The sequence below is a fragment of the Cereibacter azotoformans genome (assembly GCF_021391315.1).
In the GTDB taxonomy this organism is placed as follows: Bacteria; Pseudomonadota; Alphaproteobacteria; order Rhodobacterales; family Rhodobacteraceae; genus Cereibacter_A; species Cereibacter_A azotoformans.
This window is the reverse complement of record NZ_CP090023.1, coordinates 31,920-48,918: the sequence shown is the minus strand read 5'-3', so window position 1 is coordinate 48,918 and position 16,999 is coordinate 31,920. Positions and strand designations below refer to the sequence as shown.

The following is a 16,999-nucleotide window of genomic DNA, read 5'->3' as shown; positions in this document are numbered from 1 at the left end:
CGGATCAGGGAAGCACGTCGAAGGGCATGGCAAAGACCGTCTCGCCATCCGGGGCGCCCTCGTAAAGCGCGGTCCAGACCGAGCTGTCATAGAGCCACTTGCGATATTGCGTGAGCTTCTGGCGCATGCCGTCAATCACCGGGCGGCGCAGCATCGCGCTCTGCGCCCAGGTCTCGCGGTCCATCTGCAGAAGCTGGCTGCGGTAGGGCAGCCGCTCGAGATATTCGAGCGCGCCACCCAGCGTCCCGGCCGAGGCATCCACCACCATGTCCGGGTTCTGCGCCATCCCCGCCAGCACCTGCTGCACCTGCGCGAAGAAGCTGTCGGCATCCGCGTCGCCCCGCGTGCTCTCGGCCAGCCGCAGCAGGTTGTCGAGCAGCTCGGCCATCGTGGCCATCTCGTTCTTGGTGATCAGCAGCCGCGGCTCGATGGCGCGGGCCTGGGGCCGTTCGGCGGCCTTCTCGGTCACCCAGCCCTCGATCACGTCGGGCGCCTGCGTGCCCTCGCGCTGGCCCAGCCAGGCCAGCCGCATGGCCCGGCCCAGCTCCACCAGATCCTCGCCCGCCTCGTCCGGGCTCAGCACCGAGGCCTCGCCGCGCGCGGCGCGCACATGGTCGGTCAGCGCGGTCACGAGCGTCGTCACCGTGGCCTCGAACTCGTCCTCCGAGCCGCCCTCGATGGGGAAGTAGAACTGGCGCTGCCCGAAGCGCGAGAGCTTGCGGTACTGTTCGGCGGCATATTCGTGGTTGCCCGCCCCCGAGGCGGTCTTCAGATGCAGCGTCATGATCACGATGCCCCGCCCCTCGGCGTCGCGCTGGATCTCGGCCGGGCCGATCTGCGAGCGCACGTTGGGATCGCGCGGATCCTTGGGCCCGGCATCGGTCACGAGGATGATGTAGCGCCCGTCGAACGGATCGCGCCCGTCCTGATCCCAGTCGATGCTGTCCACCGCATCCTCGACCCCCGCCAGGCTGTCCTCGTTGAAGCCCGGAGAGCTGGCCTCGGCCACGTTCGTCGCCTCGGAAATCGACTGGAGCACCGGCGCCTGCGCAAACCTCCGGGCAAGGGGCGTCAGCAGCTTCGTGCGGTATTCCAGCCCGGGCACCGCCGCGGTGTTGTCGCGGAAGCCCACCACGCCGAAGTTGATGCGCGCGCCGGTCTCGGTCCCGTTCAGGTCGTTCACGACGCGCGACAGCGCGCGCTGCGTCCGCTCGATGAAGGGGCCCATGGATTTCGTCGTGTCGAGCACGAAGACCACGCCGGCGTCGAACTCGCCCGCAGGCCCCTCGCGGGTGGCGGCGGGCAGCTCGTCCTCGAGCGGGACCGAGGCCACCTTCATCAGCAGGTTGGGCTCGTAGTTCAGCGGATGCAGCTCCTCGGAAAAGTCGAGGATCGGCATCAGGTAGAGATCGTCGCGGATGTTGACGAAATTCGCCGGTTCGATCGAGACCACCCCGTCGGCGGGCGCCAGCAGGCCGGTGTCGGCCTTCTCGATCAGCTGCGGCTGGAGATCCTGCAGCGCCTCGTGCTCCATCATCCAGCGCAGCTTCTCAGGGCTCTCGAAGATCAGGCTGCGGCGGCGGTCGGCGGGATTGGTGAAGGCGGCAACGATGTTCTGCTTCCACTCGACCACGCGCGCGCTCTCGACCCAGCCCGCGGGGGCCGCGTGCGCCGAGGGGCCGACCTGCAGCCAGCCCTCCTGCCGGGCAAAGACATAAAGCGGCTGGAAGGCCGGATAGCGCCGGATCTCGGCCCCGCGGGGCGCATCCTGCAGCGGGGCGCCGGGACGGGTCAGAACGCGCTGATAGACCGTCTGCATCCCCTCCATCGTGAGGGGGCGCGCGGGCTGCGCCACCGCGCCCGACGGCAGGGCGAGCGCGAGAAGCAGGAAGACAAGGCGGAGGGTCATTGCGGGCAATACTCCGAATGCGCGGCCATCGAGAGCGTGTCCGCGGCAAGGGCGAGGCGGCGGCAGAGCTGCGCAAGCCGCCCGGCCGCCGCCGCGGCCCCCGCATCCTGCGCGCGCGCGTAATATTCCGCGGCGCTGGAGGGCATGTCGCCCAGCGTCAGGCCCACGCCCCGCTCCAGCAGGCCGTCCTCGGCGCCGCTGTCGTAAAGCTCGCCGAAGAGGAGCAGCGCGTCGGGGTCTCCGCGGTCGGCGGCATTCTCCATCAGCGCCAGCGCCGTCTCGGGCCGGACCGCGCCCTGGCAGCCCTCGAAGCGCGCCAGCGCCTCGGAGAAGGGGGCCCCGTCCAGCGCCCTCAGCGCCTCGGCGGTGCAGGGATCGGCGGCGGGATCGGGCGCCCCCACCGGGGCGGGGGCCGGAGCAGGGGCCGGGGTGGGGGCCGCCACGACCGTCGTGGGCTCTCCCTCGCCCGAGGTCAGGAACCAGCCGAGCCCCGCCGCAAGCGCCAGCACCACCAGGAGCCCGGCCAGGATCGCCCCGCGCCGGGACGGGCCCGGCTGCGGGGCAGGCTCGGCCGGGGGGGCAGGCTCGGCCGGTGCAGGCTCGGCGACCGGCACGGACACGGCCGCCGCCCCGGGCGCGGGGGCGGCCTCGGGCCCGGGGCGGCGGCCCACGAGATGTGCGGCCTCCGGCGCGGCCTCGGCGCGGGCGACCTGCAGCCCCCCGAGCACCGCCGCCCCCGGCAGCGGCACCACCTCGTCGGGCCAGCTCACCTCGTAGCTCCGCGGCCCGACATGCAGGCGCAGGGCGGCATATTCCTCGATCTGGTTCACGATCTCGGGGCCGACCACGATCCGCGCGCGCCCCTCGCCCCGCTCCACCGGATAGGGGCCGAAGTCGCCGCGCGTGGCATGCCAGCCCTGGCGGCCGAGGAACCGCTCGGAGAAGGCGTCGAAGACGGCGACGAGAACGCTGTCGCCCGTCACCTCGGCCTCGGGCAGGTCGAGCTGGGCATAGCCGCCGCTGGGCCGCCGCGGATCGGGCCGGATCGTCAGGCTCATGGGTGACCGCCTTCCCCTGTCATGGCGGCGAGGATGCCGCCCAGCCGCATGTTCTGCGCCACGTTGACCGCGCCCGAGCCGCCGTCCTGCGCATTCTCGACCACCATCGCATCGAGCGCGAAGACCCAGTCGGTCCACAGATCCTCGGCCGCCGCCCGCGGCAGGGGCGGCAGCCCGTCGGCGTCCTCGCCCCTCGGGCGGATGGTGAAGACCGCCCGCGCGTGCCCCTCGCCCAGATCGATCCGCGGCCGCGTCTCCTCGGGCCGGTCCGAAAAACCGAGCGTGGTGACAAAGCCGTTGATCCGCTCGGCGCAGACGATCGAGGCGGGTTCGGCCTGCTTGTCCACCGTATGGCCGAAGTTCATCGCGCGCAGCTGGTCCTTGATCCGCTCGACCACGCCGCAGCGGCGCAGCGCATGGGTGAGTTCGGCGTTCAGGTTGGTCACGCTCGTCTGGGTCAGGCCGAAATGGCCGATCGTGTCGAGATCGTCGCGGAACCGCTTCAGCCCCTCGACCCAGACCTCGATCGAGGATTCCGCCTGGAAGGCCTCGGGGGTCATGGTGCGGATGTTGCCGAGGGGGCTGGCCTGCGCCTCGGGGGCGGGCTCGGGCCGCGAGGGGGCGCCGTTCGGCCGGCCGGGGCGCGGCGGCGGGCGCAGCGGGCCGGCGGCGGCGCGCGGCTGGGCGGCCACGCTTGCCGCCGAGGAGACCGCGCTGCTGATCCGGATCGAGCTTGGCACGCGGCTGATGCGGTCCTGCACCTGGTCCTGATCGACCATCAGCGCAGCCAGAACCGCGCCGAACCGATGGCGTTGCAGCGCGATCTCGAGCCCGTCGATGATCTCGGCCGCGGCGGCGCGCTTCTCCTCGATCCGCTGGCCGATGTCGTCCGAGACATGATGCGGGCGCAGCTGGCCGGCCAGATCCTCGGCGAGCTTCTCGATCTGCGCCCCGATCTGGGCCACCTTGCTCTCGGCGGTGCAGACCCGGGTCAGCTCCTCGATCAGATAGCCCACGCCGCCGTCGTTGAGGGTCAGCGCCGCGTCCCAGGCGCGCTCGGGCTCCTTGAAATGGGCCTGCACCGCGGGCGTGGCGAGGCAGCCCTCCTTCAGCTCGGCCACCCTCTCCGCCTTCTCGGGCCGGATGCGCAGCTCGGCGTTGCGCGCGTCATAGTCGAGCAGCCCCTCGACGAAATAGTTCGGGTTGCGCAGCCAGAAGCAGTTGCGGAACGGCACCCCCGGCGTCCATTCGTGCACCCACGAGCTTTTCAGCTTGCCGAAGGCCTCCAGCAGCGAGGCCTTCATCCGCCGCTCGAACCGCTCGGAGGGAGAGCCGCCCGAGGCGCTCTCGCCCAGGTGCTTGTCGAACTTGGTCATCACGAAGAACAGGATGCAGCCGGTCTGCGCCCGCTGACGGGGCGTGGCGCCATGGGTCAGCGCCACCCAGTTCTCGACCAGCGGCGGCAGGTCCAGCGTCTCCATGTTGCTGTCCGGCACGCAGAGCAGCATCGAGGTGATCTCCTGGTTGGCCACGTAGCGGTCGAAGAGATAGGCCACCTTGCCCCGCAGCAGCATCTGCGTGACGGTCTCGGCCGGCGTCTGCAGCGTCCTGGACAGGGGCTGCTCGAAGCGGTTCCGGGCGCCAGGAAAGTCGAGCAGGTCGGTCTGGGCAAAGAGCGGCGAGGGCTCCTCGAGCATCGGGAACACCAGCTCGGCCGCCAGCGCGCAGACCACGGCGCGGCTCAGATGGGCCACCTTGCCGCCGGGGGTGCGCAGCGCGAGCCGGTCCTCCTCCCCGGCAAAGAGGCCGTGCAGCGTCTTGACGTCGATGATCGAGCGGTCGCGCGGCACGAGGGCCGAAAGCGGGGCATGGACGATCTCGGCATGGTCGATCTCGGCCAGGGCGCGGGCAAGCTGCATATAGAGGTCGGTCAGCGGCTGGTAGCCGCCCCAGAGGATCGACAGGAAGGCGCCGCGCTCGGCGATCGGAAGGCGCGGCGCGATCGCGGCGGCCTCCTCGTAAAAGCCCTTGAGGGCCGCGGCATAGGCCGACCTGCCGAAGGTGTTCTCGACATATTCGGCGATCTCGAACATCTCCTCGTAGCTCAGCCCCGGCACCTCGGCCGGGCCCGCCCGGCCTTCGAAGGCCGCCACATGGGCGCCGAGCGCCGCGGGCTCGGGCGGCAGTTCGGACTGGTCGCCGTCCTTGTAGAAGCTGTTGATGATGGTGCGGGCGATGTCGGCCTCGCTCAGCAGCACGAGCTGGATCGGATAGCCCTCGGGGGTCGGCGCCTTCGACATGGTGAAGCGGGTGACGAGGCCGGTGCTCTCGCCGTCGCCGGCCGGGTTGATCTCGCTGATGTAGTCGAGCTGCCCGCCGGGCCCGCCGAAATCGGCCGCGAGCCGCCCGTCGCGGGGCCGGGCCAGCACCGAGACGAGGAAGGACTTGCCGGCCTGCGAGGGGCCGAAGACGCTGATGCTCATCCGCGTGCGGGCCGAGCGCGCCAGCCGCTGCGCCCGCCGCGCGCCGCGTCGCAGGGCCTGCACGAGCGGCTTGCGGTCGGGCCCGACCGTCTCGGCATTCGCCTCGTCCGTCACCCAGGCCAGCGCGTCGCGGGCGCCTTGCGCCACCCTGTCGCACCGGACTCCCAGCTGTTCCTGCGTCGTCATCGTCCTGCGCTCCTCAGTACTGGAAGACCCCGGTGTCGATCCAGTATTCGTCATCCAACCCCAGCGTGTGCAGCTTGAGGCACAGGTCGGAGGTCTTCATGCCGTCCCCGGCGCCGTCCTCCACCTCGGTGATCCTCAGGAACTCGCGCTGTGCCTCGCGCCGCAGCCGGTCCTCCGAGGTTTCGGCCTCGCCGTCGTCGAACTCGGCCTTCTCGAAGGTCACGAGAATGGGCGAGGGCCGCCGCTGCGCGGCCGCGTTGGCATAGTCGAGCCGGAACAGCGGCGTCGTCGTCCAGCGTTCGAGCGGAAGCTGGCGCGAGCCGATGTGGATCGGGGCGAACATCCGCACCAGCGCGGTCTGCTGCGTGCCGGGCCGGGCCGCGTCGAGATCGAGATCGAGATCCGAGAACATGATCCGCTCGTCCCGGATCTGGCCGTTGCTGTCCATCTCGCCGACGAAGCGCGCGGTCGAGCGCATGCGGAAGGCCCCGGTCGAGACCTTGAAGTTCGGGATCCGGCTTTCCGACAGGGCGATGAGCATCCCCCCCACCGCCACCGTGCTCTTGGGGTCGCCGATCCTCTGGGTGATCGGGTCGCGGAACGGATACCAGCGGCCGGTCTTGTAGCGGTGCATCGAGACCAGCCGGTGGGGCGGGACCACCAGCATCTCCTCGACGATGGCGCGCACCGCGGGCAGCCGCGAGGGGCGGCCCGTCAGCAGCACCACATCCACGCCCAGATGGTCGATCACCTCGGCCATGTTGCCCAGAACCTTCTGGAACACCTCGCGGGCGATGGCGTCCACATCCTCGCGCGAAACCGTCAGCACCACGTCGGCCAGGCTCCAGCCCGCGGCGCCCAGATCGCGCGCCGCCCCCTCGAGATAGCCGAGGATCTCCTGCGAGACCGCCGGCCGCAGCGCCGACCCCACCTCGAGGTCGAAGCGGTCGAATTCGTCGGCGGTCTCGCAATGGGCGAGGATCGCCACCGAAAGCGGCATCAGCACCCGCAGCGCGAACTGGCGGCGCTTCTGCACCACCTGCTGGTCCTGCCCGCCGATGTCGCCGGCAAAGAGCTCGCGCACCTTCTCGCCGACATAGCGCCCGCCCGCCGCCTCGATCGAGGCCTGCAGCCGCGGCAGGATGATGGCCGAGATCACCCGCTGCACCAGATCGTCGCCCGCCACGCGAAAGCCCTCGCGGAAGGTCTGCTCGGGATGCAGCACCCGGTTGGCCTCGCCCCAGTAGGTGCAGATCATCAGGTCGGTGGTGCCGCCGCCGATGTCGATGCAGGCCAGCCGCAGGCTCGGCGCGGGTTCGGCCGCGCCCGCCCGCCGCCGCGGATGGCCCTTGAGCTGGAGGAAGGCGTTGATGTTGCCGTCGAACTTCTGCGTCAGCTCGCTGTAGAGATAGACGAGCTGCGTGCAGCTCGCCTCGTCCCATTCCACGATCAGCTCGGGCCTTCGCGAGATGCTCGTCTCGGTGTCGGCCACGCCCAGCGTGCTCCAGACCAGACGGAGCGCCCCCTCGGCGCGCGAGCGGATGATGGCCTGCTCCTGCACCGAGGTGGCGGTGGGCAGGGTCAGGATGATCCGGTTCAGCCGCCGCGGCAGGTCCGACTGCGCCCGCCGCGACCGCGAGGCCGGGTCGTTCACCTGCACCAGCGCATGGCTGATGATCTCGGCCAGCATGAAGCCGAAGAGCGCCGAGCGCGAGAAGCGCGGCCGGATGGCGCGCGCCGGCGCGGTCCGGCCGCGCGGGCGCAGGCGCCGGCTCTCCTCGTAGCGCACCTGTTCGAGCACGTCGCCCGCCTCGTTCAGCTGGCGCATGGCCGCGCGCACCGACTTGGGCAGGTTGTTGGGGTCGTGGTGGTTGTGGAAGCGCCAGTCCTGCTGGCGCGCCTCGTCGTCCCAGATGTAGCGCTTGGGCGAGGAGAGGCCCGAGGAGGTCTCGGTGCCCTCCTCGCCCTGGATCAGCCGCAGCGCCTCGGGGCCCACCCGGACGAAACCCGGCCAGACGAAGGCGTTGCGCCGGCCCGAGCGGCTGGCGAAATGATCCTCGCCGAACTTCAGCTCGGCAAATTCCACGCGGCTCTCGAACAGGCCGGAATAATGCAGCTCGGGGCGCGAGAGGTCGCGGATCTCGAGCGGGAAGGAGCGCACCAGATCCACCCGCCCCTCGCCGGGAAAGCGCTCGATCAGGATGCCGCAGGTGCGCGAATTGCCCACGTCGAGCACCAGATCCACATCGACCGGCGTCACCGCGTCGCGCTCGGAGACGGTGTTGACGAAGCGCATCCGCGGCACCCGGACGGCGTGGTCGATGGTCTGCAGATAGGCCAGGTAGCGCGCCCAGTGCTCGAACTGGTGCGGCAGGCTGTCCTCGGTGACGGTGCGGCCCGGCCGCTCGGCGCGCTTGAAGGCGAGGAACAGCTCCTTCAGCCAGTCCGAGGCCCAGAGCTGCAGGTCGATCATCGTGCCGTCGTCGCCCTCCTCGAGCCGGCGCAGGAACCAGTCCATCACCGCCGGATCCGAGACGAAGCGGAAGTCGCGCGGCTTCTCGGCGTCGGCGCGCTCGGGGGCGACATAGTGGCGGCTCTGGTCCTGGGCGACGAGCGTGGTGTCGAGGGCCAGCTGCACCCGGTGGGTGAAGCCGGTCTCGGGATCGGGCTCGGCCAGCTCCACCGTGCGCATCCGCGCCCAGCTCGAGGGGCCCGGATCGAACCGCTCCTCGCCCCCCGGCCCGCGCTCGCTCTTGATGCGCAGCACCGGCACCGGCACCCACTTGGCCAGGAAGGGCTCGAGCGCGGCGGTGGGGCGGATGGAATATTCGTCGTCGTCGGGACGGGCGTCGGATTCGATCGGCGCGTCATGCTCCTCGCGGCCGCTGAGCGGGATCAGCATCCGCTCGCTCCGGTCGGGCCCGGCGCTGACCGTGCGCTCGATGAAGCGCAGCGGGCGCAGCGTCAGCGCATCCATGCGGAAGCCGAAATCGAGGATCTGGATGCCCGAGAAGGGCACCAGCGTGATCTCGTCGTGCCAATTGACCAGAAGGCGGAGGCGTTCTTTCCTGTCGGCGATCATTGCGTTCCTGCAAAGCTGTAGGTCATCGACCAGGCGTCTCCGGTGCCCTGCACGGCGCCTTCCTCCATCCTGACCTCGTCGCCGTCCCGGATCATCAGCCGGAAGGGCTGGCGCGCGGCCTCGCCGTTGCGGGCATAGAGCCGGACGGTGATCCGGTAGCTGCCGGGGGAGGGCGCGCCGTAGAAGACATTCTCGATCGGGTCGCGCACCGCCTGCCGCGCATCCATGTTGCTGTCCACGTCGAGCCTGCCGCCGCAGGCCTCCCGCCCGCCGAACCAGATCTTCGGCCCCGAGGGACACTCCACCGAGAGGTCGAGATCGGCCCGGCTGTCCCAGGCCAGCGAGAAGGAGAGCCGCCCGCGCTGCGCCCCGGCCCGGTCCAGCCGGTTCTGCAACGCCGGATCGACGGGGGCGGGGGCGGCGGCCGGCGCGGAGGCCGGGGTGAGCGGCTGGCAGGCATTTTCGGCGATGCCGATCGACTGTTCGATCCGCGCGATCTGATCCTCGAGCACGGCCTTGCGGGCGGCGGCGGCCGAGACCTCGGCCGGCGGGAGCGGGCAGAAGCCCGGAAGGCCGCGCAGCGCGCAGGCGGGCAGCAGGAGCCAGATCAGGAGGGCCAGCATGAGCGCCAGCAGCAGCCAGCCCAGCCGGACCAGCCAGAAGAGCGCGGCGGGCGTCCCGTCCGGCCCCGCCGCCGCCGTGGCCGCCGCCGCAGAGACGGCCGCCCCGGCGCCCGCCCCGGCCCCCGCGGCGGTGGCGGGCGCCGCCGCCGCGGCCGCGGCCCCGCCCGTCAGCCGGCCCCGGACGCTGCCGCGCTCGTCCCGCGTCCAGGCCCAGTTCACCAGCACGGGCTGCGGCGGCGCCCCCTCGCGCTGCAGCACATGGATGAACCCCTCGTCGGGCACGCGCATCGCGTTCGAGAGCGCCTCGGACAGGCGCAGATCCTCGGGCCGGCCGCTTGCCCCCAGCCGCTCGGCCAACGCCTCGACATCGACCGACAGCGCCGCAAGCCGCGCCCGCGCCGCCGCCTGCGCCGCGTCATCGAGGTCGAGCAGCCGCGCGGCCCGCCCCGGCACCGGCGCATACCAGTCGTAGCGGTCGCCCTGGTCGGTCGGCACCGGCTCGGCCAGGAGCGCGGCATGGTCGGGCCCCAGCGCCTCCCTCAGCGTGTCCGACACCAGCTCGTAGGAGCGCTGCTCGCGCATCCCCAGCGCGCTGAGACCGGCGGAAGAGGTGGTGACGAGGAAGGCTTCGAACATGGCGCCCGCCTAGTCCGCTCGGGGCGGCAGGGCGCCGAAATCCGGCAACCGTGGCGCGTCCCCGCCGGGGATGGCGCCCGGCTCCGGCCCCGCCTCGACCGGCGTGACCTGCTCGGCCGGCACGCCGGGGCGCAGCACCTCGGGACGGCAGTCCGTCCCGGTGATCGAAGGGCTCGCCCCCGCCGCGCGCAGGAACCCGATCACGTCGGGCGCGGAGAGGGCGAAGTTCAGGTTCCGCAGCGCGCCCTGCCGCACGAAGGTGTTCATCCCCACGACCCGCCCGCACATGTCCACCAGCGGCCCGCCCGAGTTGCCCTGCGAGATCGGCGCGGAATGGACCACCGCCCGGATCGCCGCCGAGACCGCCTGCTCGGTGTTCACCGTGCCGTCGGTGACCGTCAGGTCCGGCACCGCCGAGATGTCGCCCGAGGTCAGGGCGGCGAAGGCCGTGTCGGTCGCCAGCACGTCGCCGGGATAGCCGGCCGCGATCACGCTCTGCAGCTTCAGCGAGCCCGCCGGCCGAAGCAGCGTGAAGTGGCGCGCCGAGACGCCGGGCACGCGCAGCAGCGCGAAATCCGAGCCCGTCGGCTCGAAGGGCCCGTCGGCGCGCAAAAGCTGCGTGGGGCGCAGCGTGCCGAGGCTGCGGTTGGTGACGAAGATGCTGTCGGACGCGGCGCCGCTGACCACATGGAAGTTGGTCATCACCAGATCCGGCGCCACGAAGAAGCCCGAGCCGGTGGCGACCCCGTCGGGGCCGCGCGCCACGACCATCACCGTGCGGCTCTCGATCACCTCGAGCAGCGAGGCGTCCGCGACGGCGGTGCTGCCGGGATCCCCGGGATCGAGGTCGGGCACCTGCACCCGCGCGGGATCGGGCGGCAGGACCGGGGTCGGATCGGCCTCGGCGCGCTGGCCGGGCCGATCGGCGGGGCTGCCCGGCACGGGCGGCAGCAGCCCCTCGATCGTCCGGCCGCCGGGCATGATCAGCGTCCCGTCGGCCCGGCACTGCGCCCCGTCGAGCGCGGCCTGCAGCGCCGCGCGCCGCGCCTCGAGCGCGGCATTGATCTCGGCGGCGATCTCGGCGGCGCGCGCATCCTCGACGACCGCGGCCATCCGGGGCGGGAACAGCCGGTTGCCGGGGATCAGCAGCCAGATCACCGCCCCCCCCACCAGCAGCAGCAGCACGAGCAGCGGGGCCCATTCCCAGGCGCGCAGCCGGCGCGGCGGCGGCGCCTCGTCCGGCGGAGGGACGGGGGCGGGCGGCTCGGGCGGGGGCGCGTCCCCGCCCGCAGCGGCGGCCCCGATCCCAGCCCCCGCCCCGACCGCGGCCCCCGCGGCCGCCAGGCCCGCCGCATCGGCGCGTTGCCGGCGCTCGTCCTCGGTCAGCGGCGGCGCCTTGGAAAGCGGCAGGAAGCGGCCGAGCGTGCGGTTGTAATGGGCGCTGCGGCTGGCCTGGGAACGCTCCGCCCCCGCCGGCAACATGCCCCAGTTGATCAGCACCGGCTGGCCATCGACCACCCAGACATCGCCGCGCGCGCTGCCCGCCAGATGCAGCGCAGCCCCGATCAGCGTGCCGTCCTCGCTGTCGGCCAGAAGCTCGCGCACCGGGCGGAGCAGATCCGACAGCTGCGCCGCCACCCGCGCCTGCTCGGTCTCGTCAAGCTCGGACAGCGGGCGCCCCTCGCCCGCATGGGCCGAATACCAGGAGATGCTGGCGGGGGCCGCGTCGTTGCCGCGGTTGATCAGCGGCTCGGCGAAGAGATCGGCCGCCCGCTGCGAGATCCGCGCCGCCAGCGCCGCCCGCAGCGCGCCATGGGCCTCGAGCGCCAGACCGCCGCCCCAGGGCAGGCACTGCGACAGGTCGATCTGCGACTTGGTGAGGAAATGGTCGGCCATGTCACGGCGCTCCTGGGCTGCGGCGCAGCCGCACCGGAACGGTGCGCCCCGCTTCGGGCTGGTGGGACGAACAGTCCGCCGCCCCGTCGGGCAGCAGGCTGCAGGTGATGATCCTGCGGAAGATGGCCGTCTGGTCGCTGCAGCCGAGATTGCCGGATTCCTCGAGAACCAGCCGCCCGCTGCCGTCGAACCGCCCCCCGATCGGCCCTTCGCAGGTCGAGCCGCTCGTCGCCCGCATCGTGGCGCGCCCCTGGCCCGCGCCGTCAAAGCACATGTTCCACTCGGTGTAGTCGGTGACGGCGCCGGTCTCCATGTCCTGCACCCGGTAGTCGGAATCGAGCGACCAGCACCCGTCGAGCATCCCCACGTCGCGCGCCCGCCAGGCCTCCGCATCGATGGCCGGGGCGGGGGGCTCCGCCCGCGCGGGGGGCGGGGGCTCGGGCGTCTCGTGGACCGCCTCGCAGCGCAGGCGGGACAGGGCCTGCTCGGCCACACGGATCTCGGCGCGCAGCAGGTCCTGGTCGCGGCGCAGCGCCTCGAGCCGGGCGGCCGCGTCGCGCGCGGCGGGGTCGGGGCAGCTGGCCGCGAGCCAGCCCGGCAGGAGGGGCAGCCGGGCCCCGCAGGATTGCAGGGCCAGAAGGCCCGCGAAAGCCGCACCACCGATCAGGCAAAGCGCAAGGACGAGCACGAGGAGGCGCGGCATTTCAAGATCTCGTCGGAAAAGGAAAGCGGAAAGAAAATGTCAGGCCAAGCGTAAGGGGCATGTCCTGCGGCGGTCAATCCTTCAGTCCCCCGGAGATGCAGGAGGATTTCGCGACCCCCTCCCGATCCCCCGGCGCAGCCGTGCCGCACCGGCAGGCCGGGCGAAGGGGCCTGCCGGGGGATCGGGACCGCGGTCGGCCTCCGGCCGGGCCGGGCTCAGTTGCCCTGCGCCGGGAAGCTGGGCAACTGCATCGAGGCGTTGACCGGCTGCGCCGCCCCGCCGCCCATCGCGGCGAGCGCCTCGCGCATCACGCTCACCCGCTGGGCGCTCTGGGCGGGCAGGAAGGCGGGGGGATGCCCCTGCTCGAGCGCGCCAAGCCCCATGTCGTACCATTCGGCGGCACGGGTCTGGTTCTGGCCGGGGCCGAACCCCTTGCGCAGATGATGGCCGAGGATCTCGGCATGAGGCTGGTGGCCGGCCGCCACCATCAGCATGGCCGAGGCGACCGCCATGTCGGCATTGTCGGTCTTGTAGCCGGTGCCGAGGCAGATCTCGCCGATGTTGGTCATGTCCTGCGGCGCGGCGCCGAGCGTTCCGGCGAAGGCCGCGGCCTTCGGCGCCAGGCTGGCGGCGGCCTCGCCCTCGAGGGCGCCGGTCTGACTGGCCATGGTGCGGATCAGCCCCTCGCACTGGCCCTGGATCTCGGCATCGCCGACGCCCGCCATCTGCGCCAGGATCTGCTGCGAGCGCGACATCGCATCGCCGCGCGCCGCGCAGAACTGCTCGTCGAGGGCCTGCACCGGATCGGGGATGCGGCCGGGCACCGCCATGCCCCCGTTGGCGTCGCTGAGCAGCTCGGCCGAGCGGCAATGGTCGGCCATCGAGGCGCTGATGCCCGCGGCGGCGGGCACCGGCAGCCGCGGCAGCGAGGGCAGGGCACTCGGGGCCCCGCTCACCACCGGAAGGTCGCCCGTGGCCTGCGGCGGCACGGGCGGCAGGGGCGGGGGGGGCGGAACATTCGCGCCGTAGGGCGGCTGGCCGGTGCCGTAGGCCTGCTGGTTCGGCATGCCGGGCGCACCATAGCCCTGCGGGTTGGGATATCCCTGCGGGTTCGGCAGGGCGGGATTGGCGTAGCCCGGCGGGCGGTACTGCTCGCCCCGGGCCTCGGCGGCGAAGGCCTTGATCAGCCCCCGGTTGCCCTCGGCGGCCACGACATGGCCATAGGCCGCCCCGCCCCCGGCCTGGGCGCGGTTGTAGGCGTTCCAGAGGGAATCGCGCTCATACTGGCTGAGTTGCCCCGTGGCGGGATAGCCCATGTAGTTCTGATAGCCGCTGATCGCCTCGCGGGTGCGCCGGCCCATCCGTCCGTCGGCCGAGCCCGCGGGGAAGCCGAAATAGTTCAGCGCATTCTGGTCGGTGCGCACGGTCGGATCCGCCGCCGGAGCCTGCGTCCGGCTGCCTCCACCGCCCCCTCCGCCGCCGCCGCTGCGGGGCGCCGCCTGCGTCTGCCGGCCGCCGAGGCAGTTGGTGAGGCCGCACAGGATCATGCCCCCGACAATCGCCTTGCCGAAGTCGGAATCCGCCCTTGCGGCCTGGGGCAGCGGAAGGGCGAGGCTGCCGGCAACGGCAGCGGCGACGGAAAGCCGGAATTTCATGGCAGCGGGTCCTTACTATGGAAAGATAAAATATTCGGGGAGTGGTCCGGGATGGTACCTCAGGTTCCCGCGTCTCCGGGAACGGAAAATCCGCAGCCCCCTCCTTTTCAGGATTTGTTCCCGCGTATCCGAACAATTCCGGTCTTCGCAGCCAGTGCGCCCCGTCATTGCACCGCCCGCGGGCCTGCCTGATTCGGGCATCGGGGCCGCGGGCTGCCGCCGTGATGCGGACACCGCGCCCTGCGCCTCAGTCCGGGGCGCGGCAGCGATAGGCCAGCGTATAGCCGAGATCGCGGGACGAGCCGGAGCGGTACATCTCGGTGCAGGGCCCGAAGGCCGCGGCCAGGGGCTTGAGGGACGCCGCCACGCGCCCGAGGTCAGGATCGTACACGAGCGTCTCGAGCAGCCAGATCTCGCGGTGCGCCGCGATCTCGCGGGGATAGTCGATGGCAATCTCCGAGATCTTGGATCGCCTGTGGAAATCGTGATCAAAGGCGCCGGGGCCATAGCCGATCTGCGTCCCGAAACCGGGCGCGACATAAAGCATGTTCGGCTGCGCCGTCGGGGCGACATAGATCAGCGGCTCGGGCTCGGCCGCGTGGGCGGCGATCACCGCGACGGCCTCGCTCAGCTGCTGCTTTTCCTGATGGACGCCCGCCAGCATCGCGACGCCCCCCTGCAGGACCACGAACCCCGCCACCAGCCGCATCGTCCCGGCCGGACGGGCCATCCCCGCCGCCCCCGCGACCCAGGCAAGGACGGACAGCAGGCCCGTGGCCAGCAGGATGGCGAGAATGGGCTGCATCAGGATGAAATGCCGGCTGTAGAGCACCGGGTAGAAGCCGGCGTGGCTCAGCACCGGCAGGCCGATCAGCAGCGCCAGGCCGAAGGCCGGCAGCAGCACCCCCCGGCGCAGCAGCATCAGGATCCCGATCGCAAGCAGAAGGACCGTGACCACGGCCACCGGACGCGCGGCGTGATATTCGCTGGCAAAGCGGTAGAACGGGTCGAACATCCCCAGCATGATCCGCGCGAAGGACGAGACCGTGATGCCCTCGCCATCGTCGATGAAGGGCAGCCGCAGGTAGCCCAGGTCATAGACGAACGCGAAGTAACGGAACTGCGCCACCGTCACCGGCTTCGTCACGCCCAGGTGCCAGGCGCCCGCCGCCGCCATCAGGCCCGCGAAGAGGAGGCCGAGGCGGCGGGCCCCCTCGGTGCGCAGCCGGCCCTCGACGAGAAGCTGCAGGGCCGCCGCCGCCGCGAGGGCCGCGAAGAGGACCGGCGCGGCAAAGGAAAAGAGCAGCAGGCCGAGCCCCGCCCCCGCCAGCAGCGCAAGGCCCGCCCCGTCCGGGCGCCGCACCGCCCGCAGGGTGGCGGCCAGCATCAGGCAGGTGGCCAGGGTCTCGAAGGCATATTGCTTGATCTCGATCCCGTAGCGCACGCCGAAGGGCGAGAGGAACATGAGCGCCAGCGCCACCGGCGCCACCATCGCCCCGCCCGCCCGCCGCAGCGCCAGCGCCAGCACCGCCGCCGCCCCGAGGCTGCCCGCCAGGCTGAGCAGCCGCAGCCCGATGACGGCATGCTCGCCCGCCAGCGCCATCACGCCGCTTGCGAGGATCAGGTAGCCCGGAGGCGCGGCCTGGGCGAAGTAGGGCAGGTGCTGGAAGGCCGCCGCGAAGGAGGGCAGGGGCAGGTTCGCCATCAGCATCCCCTCGTCGTGCCAGATGTCGGGCGCATCGAGGATGCCCGCCAGCCGCGAGGCGAGGATCAGCAGGAAGACGAGCGGCAGGATCCAGGGCCAGAACCGCGGCACCGGCCCGGCATCGCCCCCGGCCTCCGGCGCGCCGATCCCGGCCAGCCCGCGCGCGGCCGGCGGGTGGTAGCCGCCGAGCGCGCTGCGGAACAGCTCGCCCATCAGCGCCATCTTGGCGCCGGTGCTGCCCATCTTGGTGGGCGTGGGGCCCGAGGCCGGATAGGCGCGGCGCACCGGCACCTCGGTCACGCGGTACCCGAGCTGGCCCGCGCGCGCGGACAGGTAGAACAGCAGGCTGTAGTCGCGGAAACAGTCGCGGAACGGGGCCACGCGCGGATCGGCCAGGTAGCGCCGCGAATAGGCGCGGAACCCGTTGGTCGTGTCCGTCAGCCGGTTGCCCGAGGCCAGCGACAGCAGCGGCGCATGCAGCAGCCGCCCGCCGATCTTGCGGTCGAGCGGCGTGTTGATCGCCGCGCCGCCCTTGCGGTAGCGCGAGCCTTGGACATAGTCGAAGCCCGCCTCGAGCGCCTCGAGGAAGCGGGGCAGCGCCTCGAGCCCGTCCTTGCCGTTGCCATCCACCGTCAGGATGCCGTCATAGCCCTCGGCCAGGCCCCAGGCATAGGCCATGCGCAGCTGCGCGCTGAGCCGGCCCGGACCGCGCCTGGTCAGCAGCGCCCGCACCCCGCATTCCTGCAGGAAGCCCGCCTCGAGCGAGCCGTCGGTCGAGCCGCCGTCGGCGATCGCCACGTCGAGCGGGATCCGCAGGGCGTGAAGCTGCCGCAGCTGGCCCTGGATCCGCTCGCCCTCGTTGATGACCGGGATCACCAGCAGGTAGCGCGTGGCCCGGGGGGCGAAGATGGCGCTGTCGAAGGCCGGAAGCTCGGCCCCCGGCCACAGCTCCTGCCCGGTTTCCGGCCCCGGCCTTGCGGGATCGGCGTCCTTCATGCGGCTCACCTGGTTCATGTGGGTTTCCTCGGAAAGTGCGGACCCGCCGACCGGATCGGCGCGCATC

The 16,999-nt window shown here is 72.1% G+C and carries 9 protein-coding genes; all 9 read right to left on the bottom strand.

Annotated elements, in window-relative coordinates:
* Positions 1–4 precede the first annotated feature (4 nt).
* Positions 5–1,909, bottom strand: a complete 1,905-nt coding sequence (locus LV780_RS19605; protein WP_117345154.1) for a vWA domain-containing protein — start codon at positions 1,907–1,909, stop codon at positions 5–7.
* Positions 1,906–2,967 carry a hypothetical protein gene (locus LV780_RS19600; RefSeq protein ID WP_117345153.1) on the bottom strand — a complete coding sequence of 354 codons (1,062 nt, stop codon included), beginning with the start codon at positions 2,965–2,967 and terminating at the stop codon, positions 1,906–1,908. Before LV780_RS19600 ends, LV780_RS19605 begins: the two co-directional genes overlap by 4 nt.
* Complete coding sequence (locus LV780_RS19595; protein WP_117345152.1) at positions 2,964–5,636, bottom strand: virulence factor SrfC family protein; 2,673 nt, start codon at positions 5,634–5,636, stop codon at positions 2,964–2,966. The genes LV780_RS19600 and LV780_RS19595 overlap by 4 nt, the downstream gene beginning before the upstream one ends.
* A gap of 13 nt (positions 5,637–5,649) precedes the next feature.
* Positions 5,650–8,718, bottom strand: coding sequence for a virulence factor SrfB (locus tag LV780_RS19590; RefSeq protein ID WP_117345151.1), 3,069 nt, complete (start codon positions 8,716–8,718; stop codon positions 5,650–5,652).
* Entirely contained in the window at positions 8,715–9,977 is a 1,263-nt protein-coding gene (locus LV780_RS19585) for a hypothetical protein (protein ID WP_117345150.1), read from the bottom strand. Before LV780_RS19585 ends, LV780_RS19590 begins: the two co-directional genes overlap by 4 nt.
* Positions 9,978–9,986: 9 nt before the next feature.
* The gene (locus tag LV780_RS19580; protein ID WP_233864276.1) at positions 9,987–11,873 is read right to left on the bottom strand and encodes a S1 family peptidase; all 1,887 of its coding nucleotides are present in this window, start codon (positions 11,871–11,873) and stop codon (positions 9,987–9,989) included.
* A 1-nt stretch (position 11,874) separates the two neighbouring features.
* Positions 11,875–12,576: a hypothetical protein gene (locus tag LV780_RS19575; RefSeq protein WP_101341195.1), complete on the bottom strand. Its 702-nt coding sequence runs from the start codon at positions 12,574–12,576 to the stop codon at positions 11,875–11,877.
* Positions 12,577–12,791: 215 nt separating this feature from the next.
* The gene (locus LV780_RS19570; protein ID WP_117345147.1) at positions 12,792–14,231 is read right to left on the bottom strand and encodes a peptidoglycan-binding domain-containing protein; all 1,440 of its coding nucleotides are present in this window, start codon (positions 14,229–14,231) and stop codon (positions 12,792–12,794) included.
* Between the two features lie 247 nt (positions 14,232–14,478).
* Positions 14,479–16,950, bottom strand: a complete 2,472-nt coding sequence (locus LV780_RS19565) for a glycosyltransferase family 2 protein (RefSeq protein WP_233864274.1) — start codon at positions 16,948–16,950, stop codon at positions 14,479–14,481.
* Positions 16,951–16,999 lie beyond the last annotated feature (49 nt).

What these genes read in the sequence shown, in the direction of transcription:
- LV780_RS19605 (WP_117345154.1), bottom strand. Translation starts at nt 1,909, where the DNA reads ATGACCCTCCGCCTTGTCTTCCTGCTTCTCGCGCTCGCCCTGCCGTCG.
- LV780_RS19600 (WP_117345153.1), bottom strand. Translation starts at nt 2,967, where the DNA reads ATGAGCCTGACGATCCGGCCCGATCCGCGGCGGCCCAGCGGCGGCTAT.
- LV780_RS19595 (WP_117345152.1), bottom strand. Translation starts at nt 5,636, where the DNA reads ATGACGACGCAGGAACAGCTGGGAGTCCGGTGCGACAGGGTGGCGCAA.
- LV780_RS19590 (WP_117345151.1), bottom strand. Translation starts at nt 8,718, where the DNA reads ATGATCGCCGACAGGAAAGAACGCCTCCGCCTTCTGGTCAATTGGCAC.
- LV780_RS19585 (WP_117345150.1), bottom strand. Translation starts at nt 9,977, where the DNA reads ATGTTCGAAGCCTTCCTCGTCACCACCTCTTCCGCCGGTCTCAGCGCG.
- LV780_RS19580 (WP_233864276.1), bottom strand. Translation starts at nt 11,873, where the DNA reads ATGGCCGACCATTTCCTCACCAAGTCGCAGATCGACCTGTCGCAGTGC.
- LV780_RS19575 (WP_101341195.1), bottom strand. Translation starts at nt 12,576, where the DNA reads ATGCCGCGCCTCCTCGTGCTCGTCCTTGCGCTTTGCCTGATCGGTGGT.
- LV780_RS19570 (WP_117345147.1), bottom strand. Translation starts at nt 14,231, where the DNA reads ATGAAATTCCGGCTTTCCGTCGCCGCTGCCGTTGCCGGCAGCCTCGCC.
- LV780_RS19565 (WP_233864274.1), bottom strand. Translation starts at nt 16,950, where the DNA reads ATGAACCAGGTGAGCCGCATGAAGGACGCCGATCCCGCAAGGCCGGGG.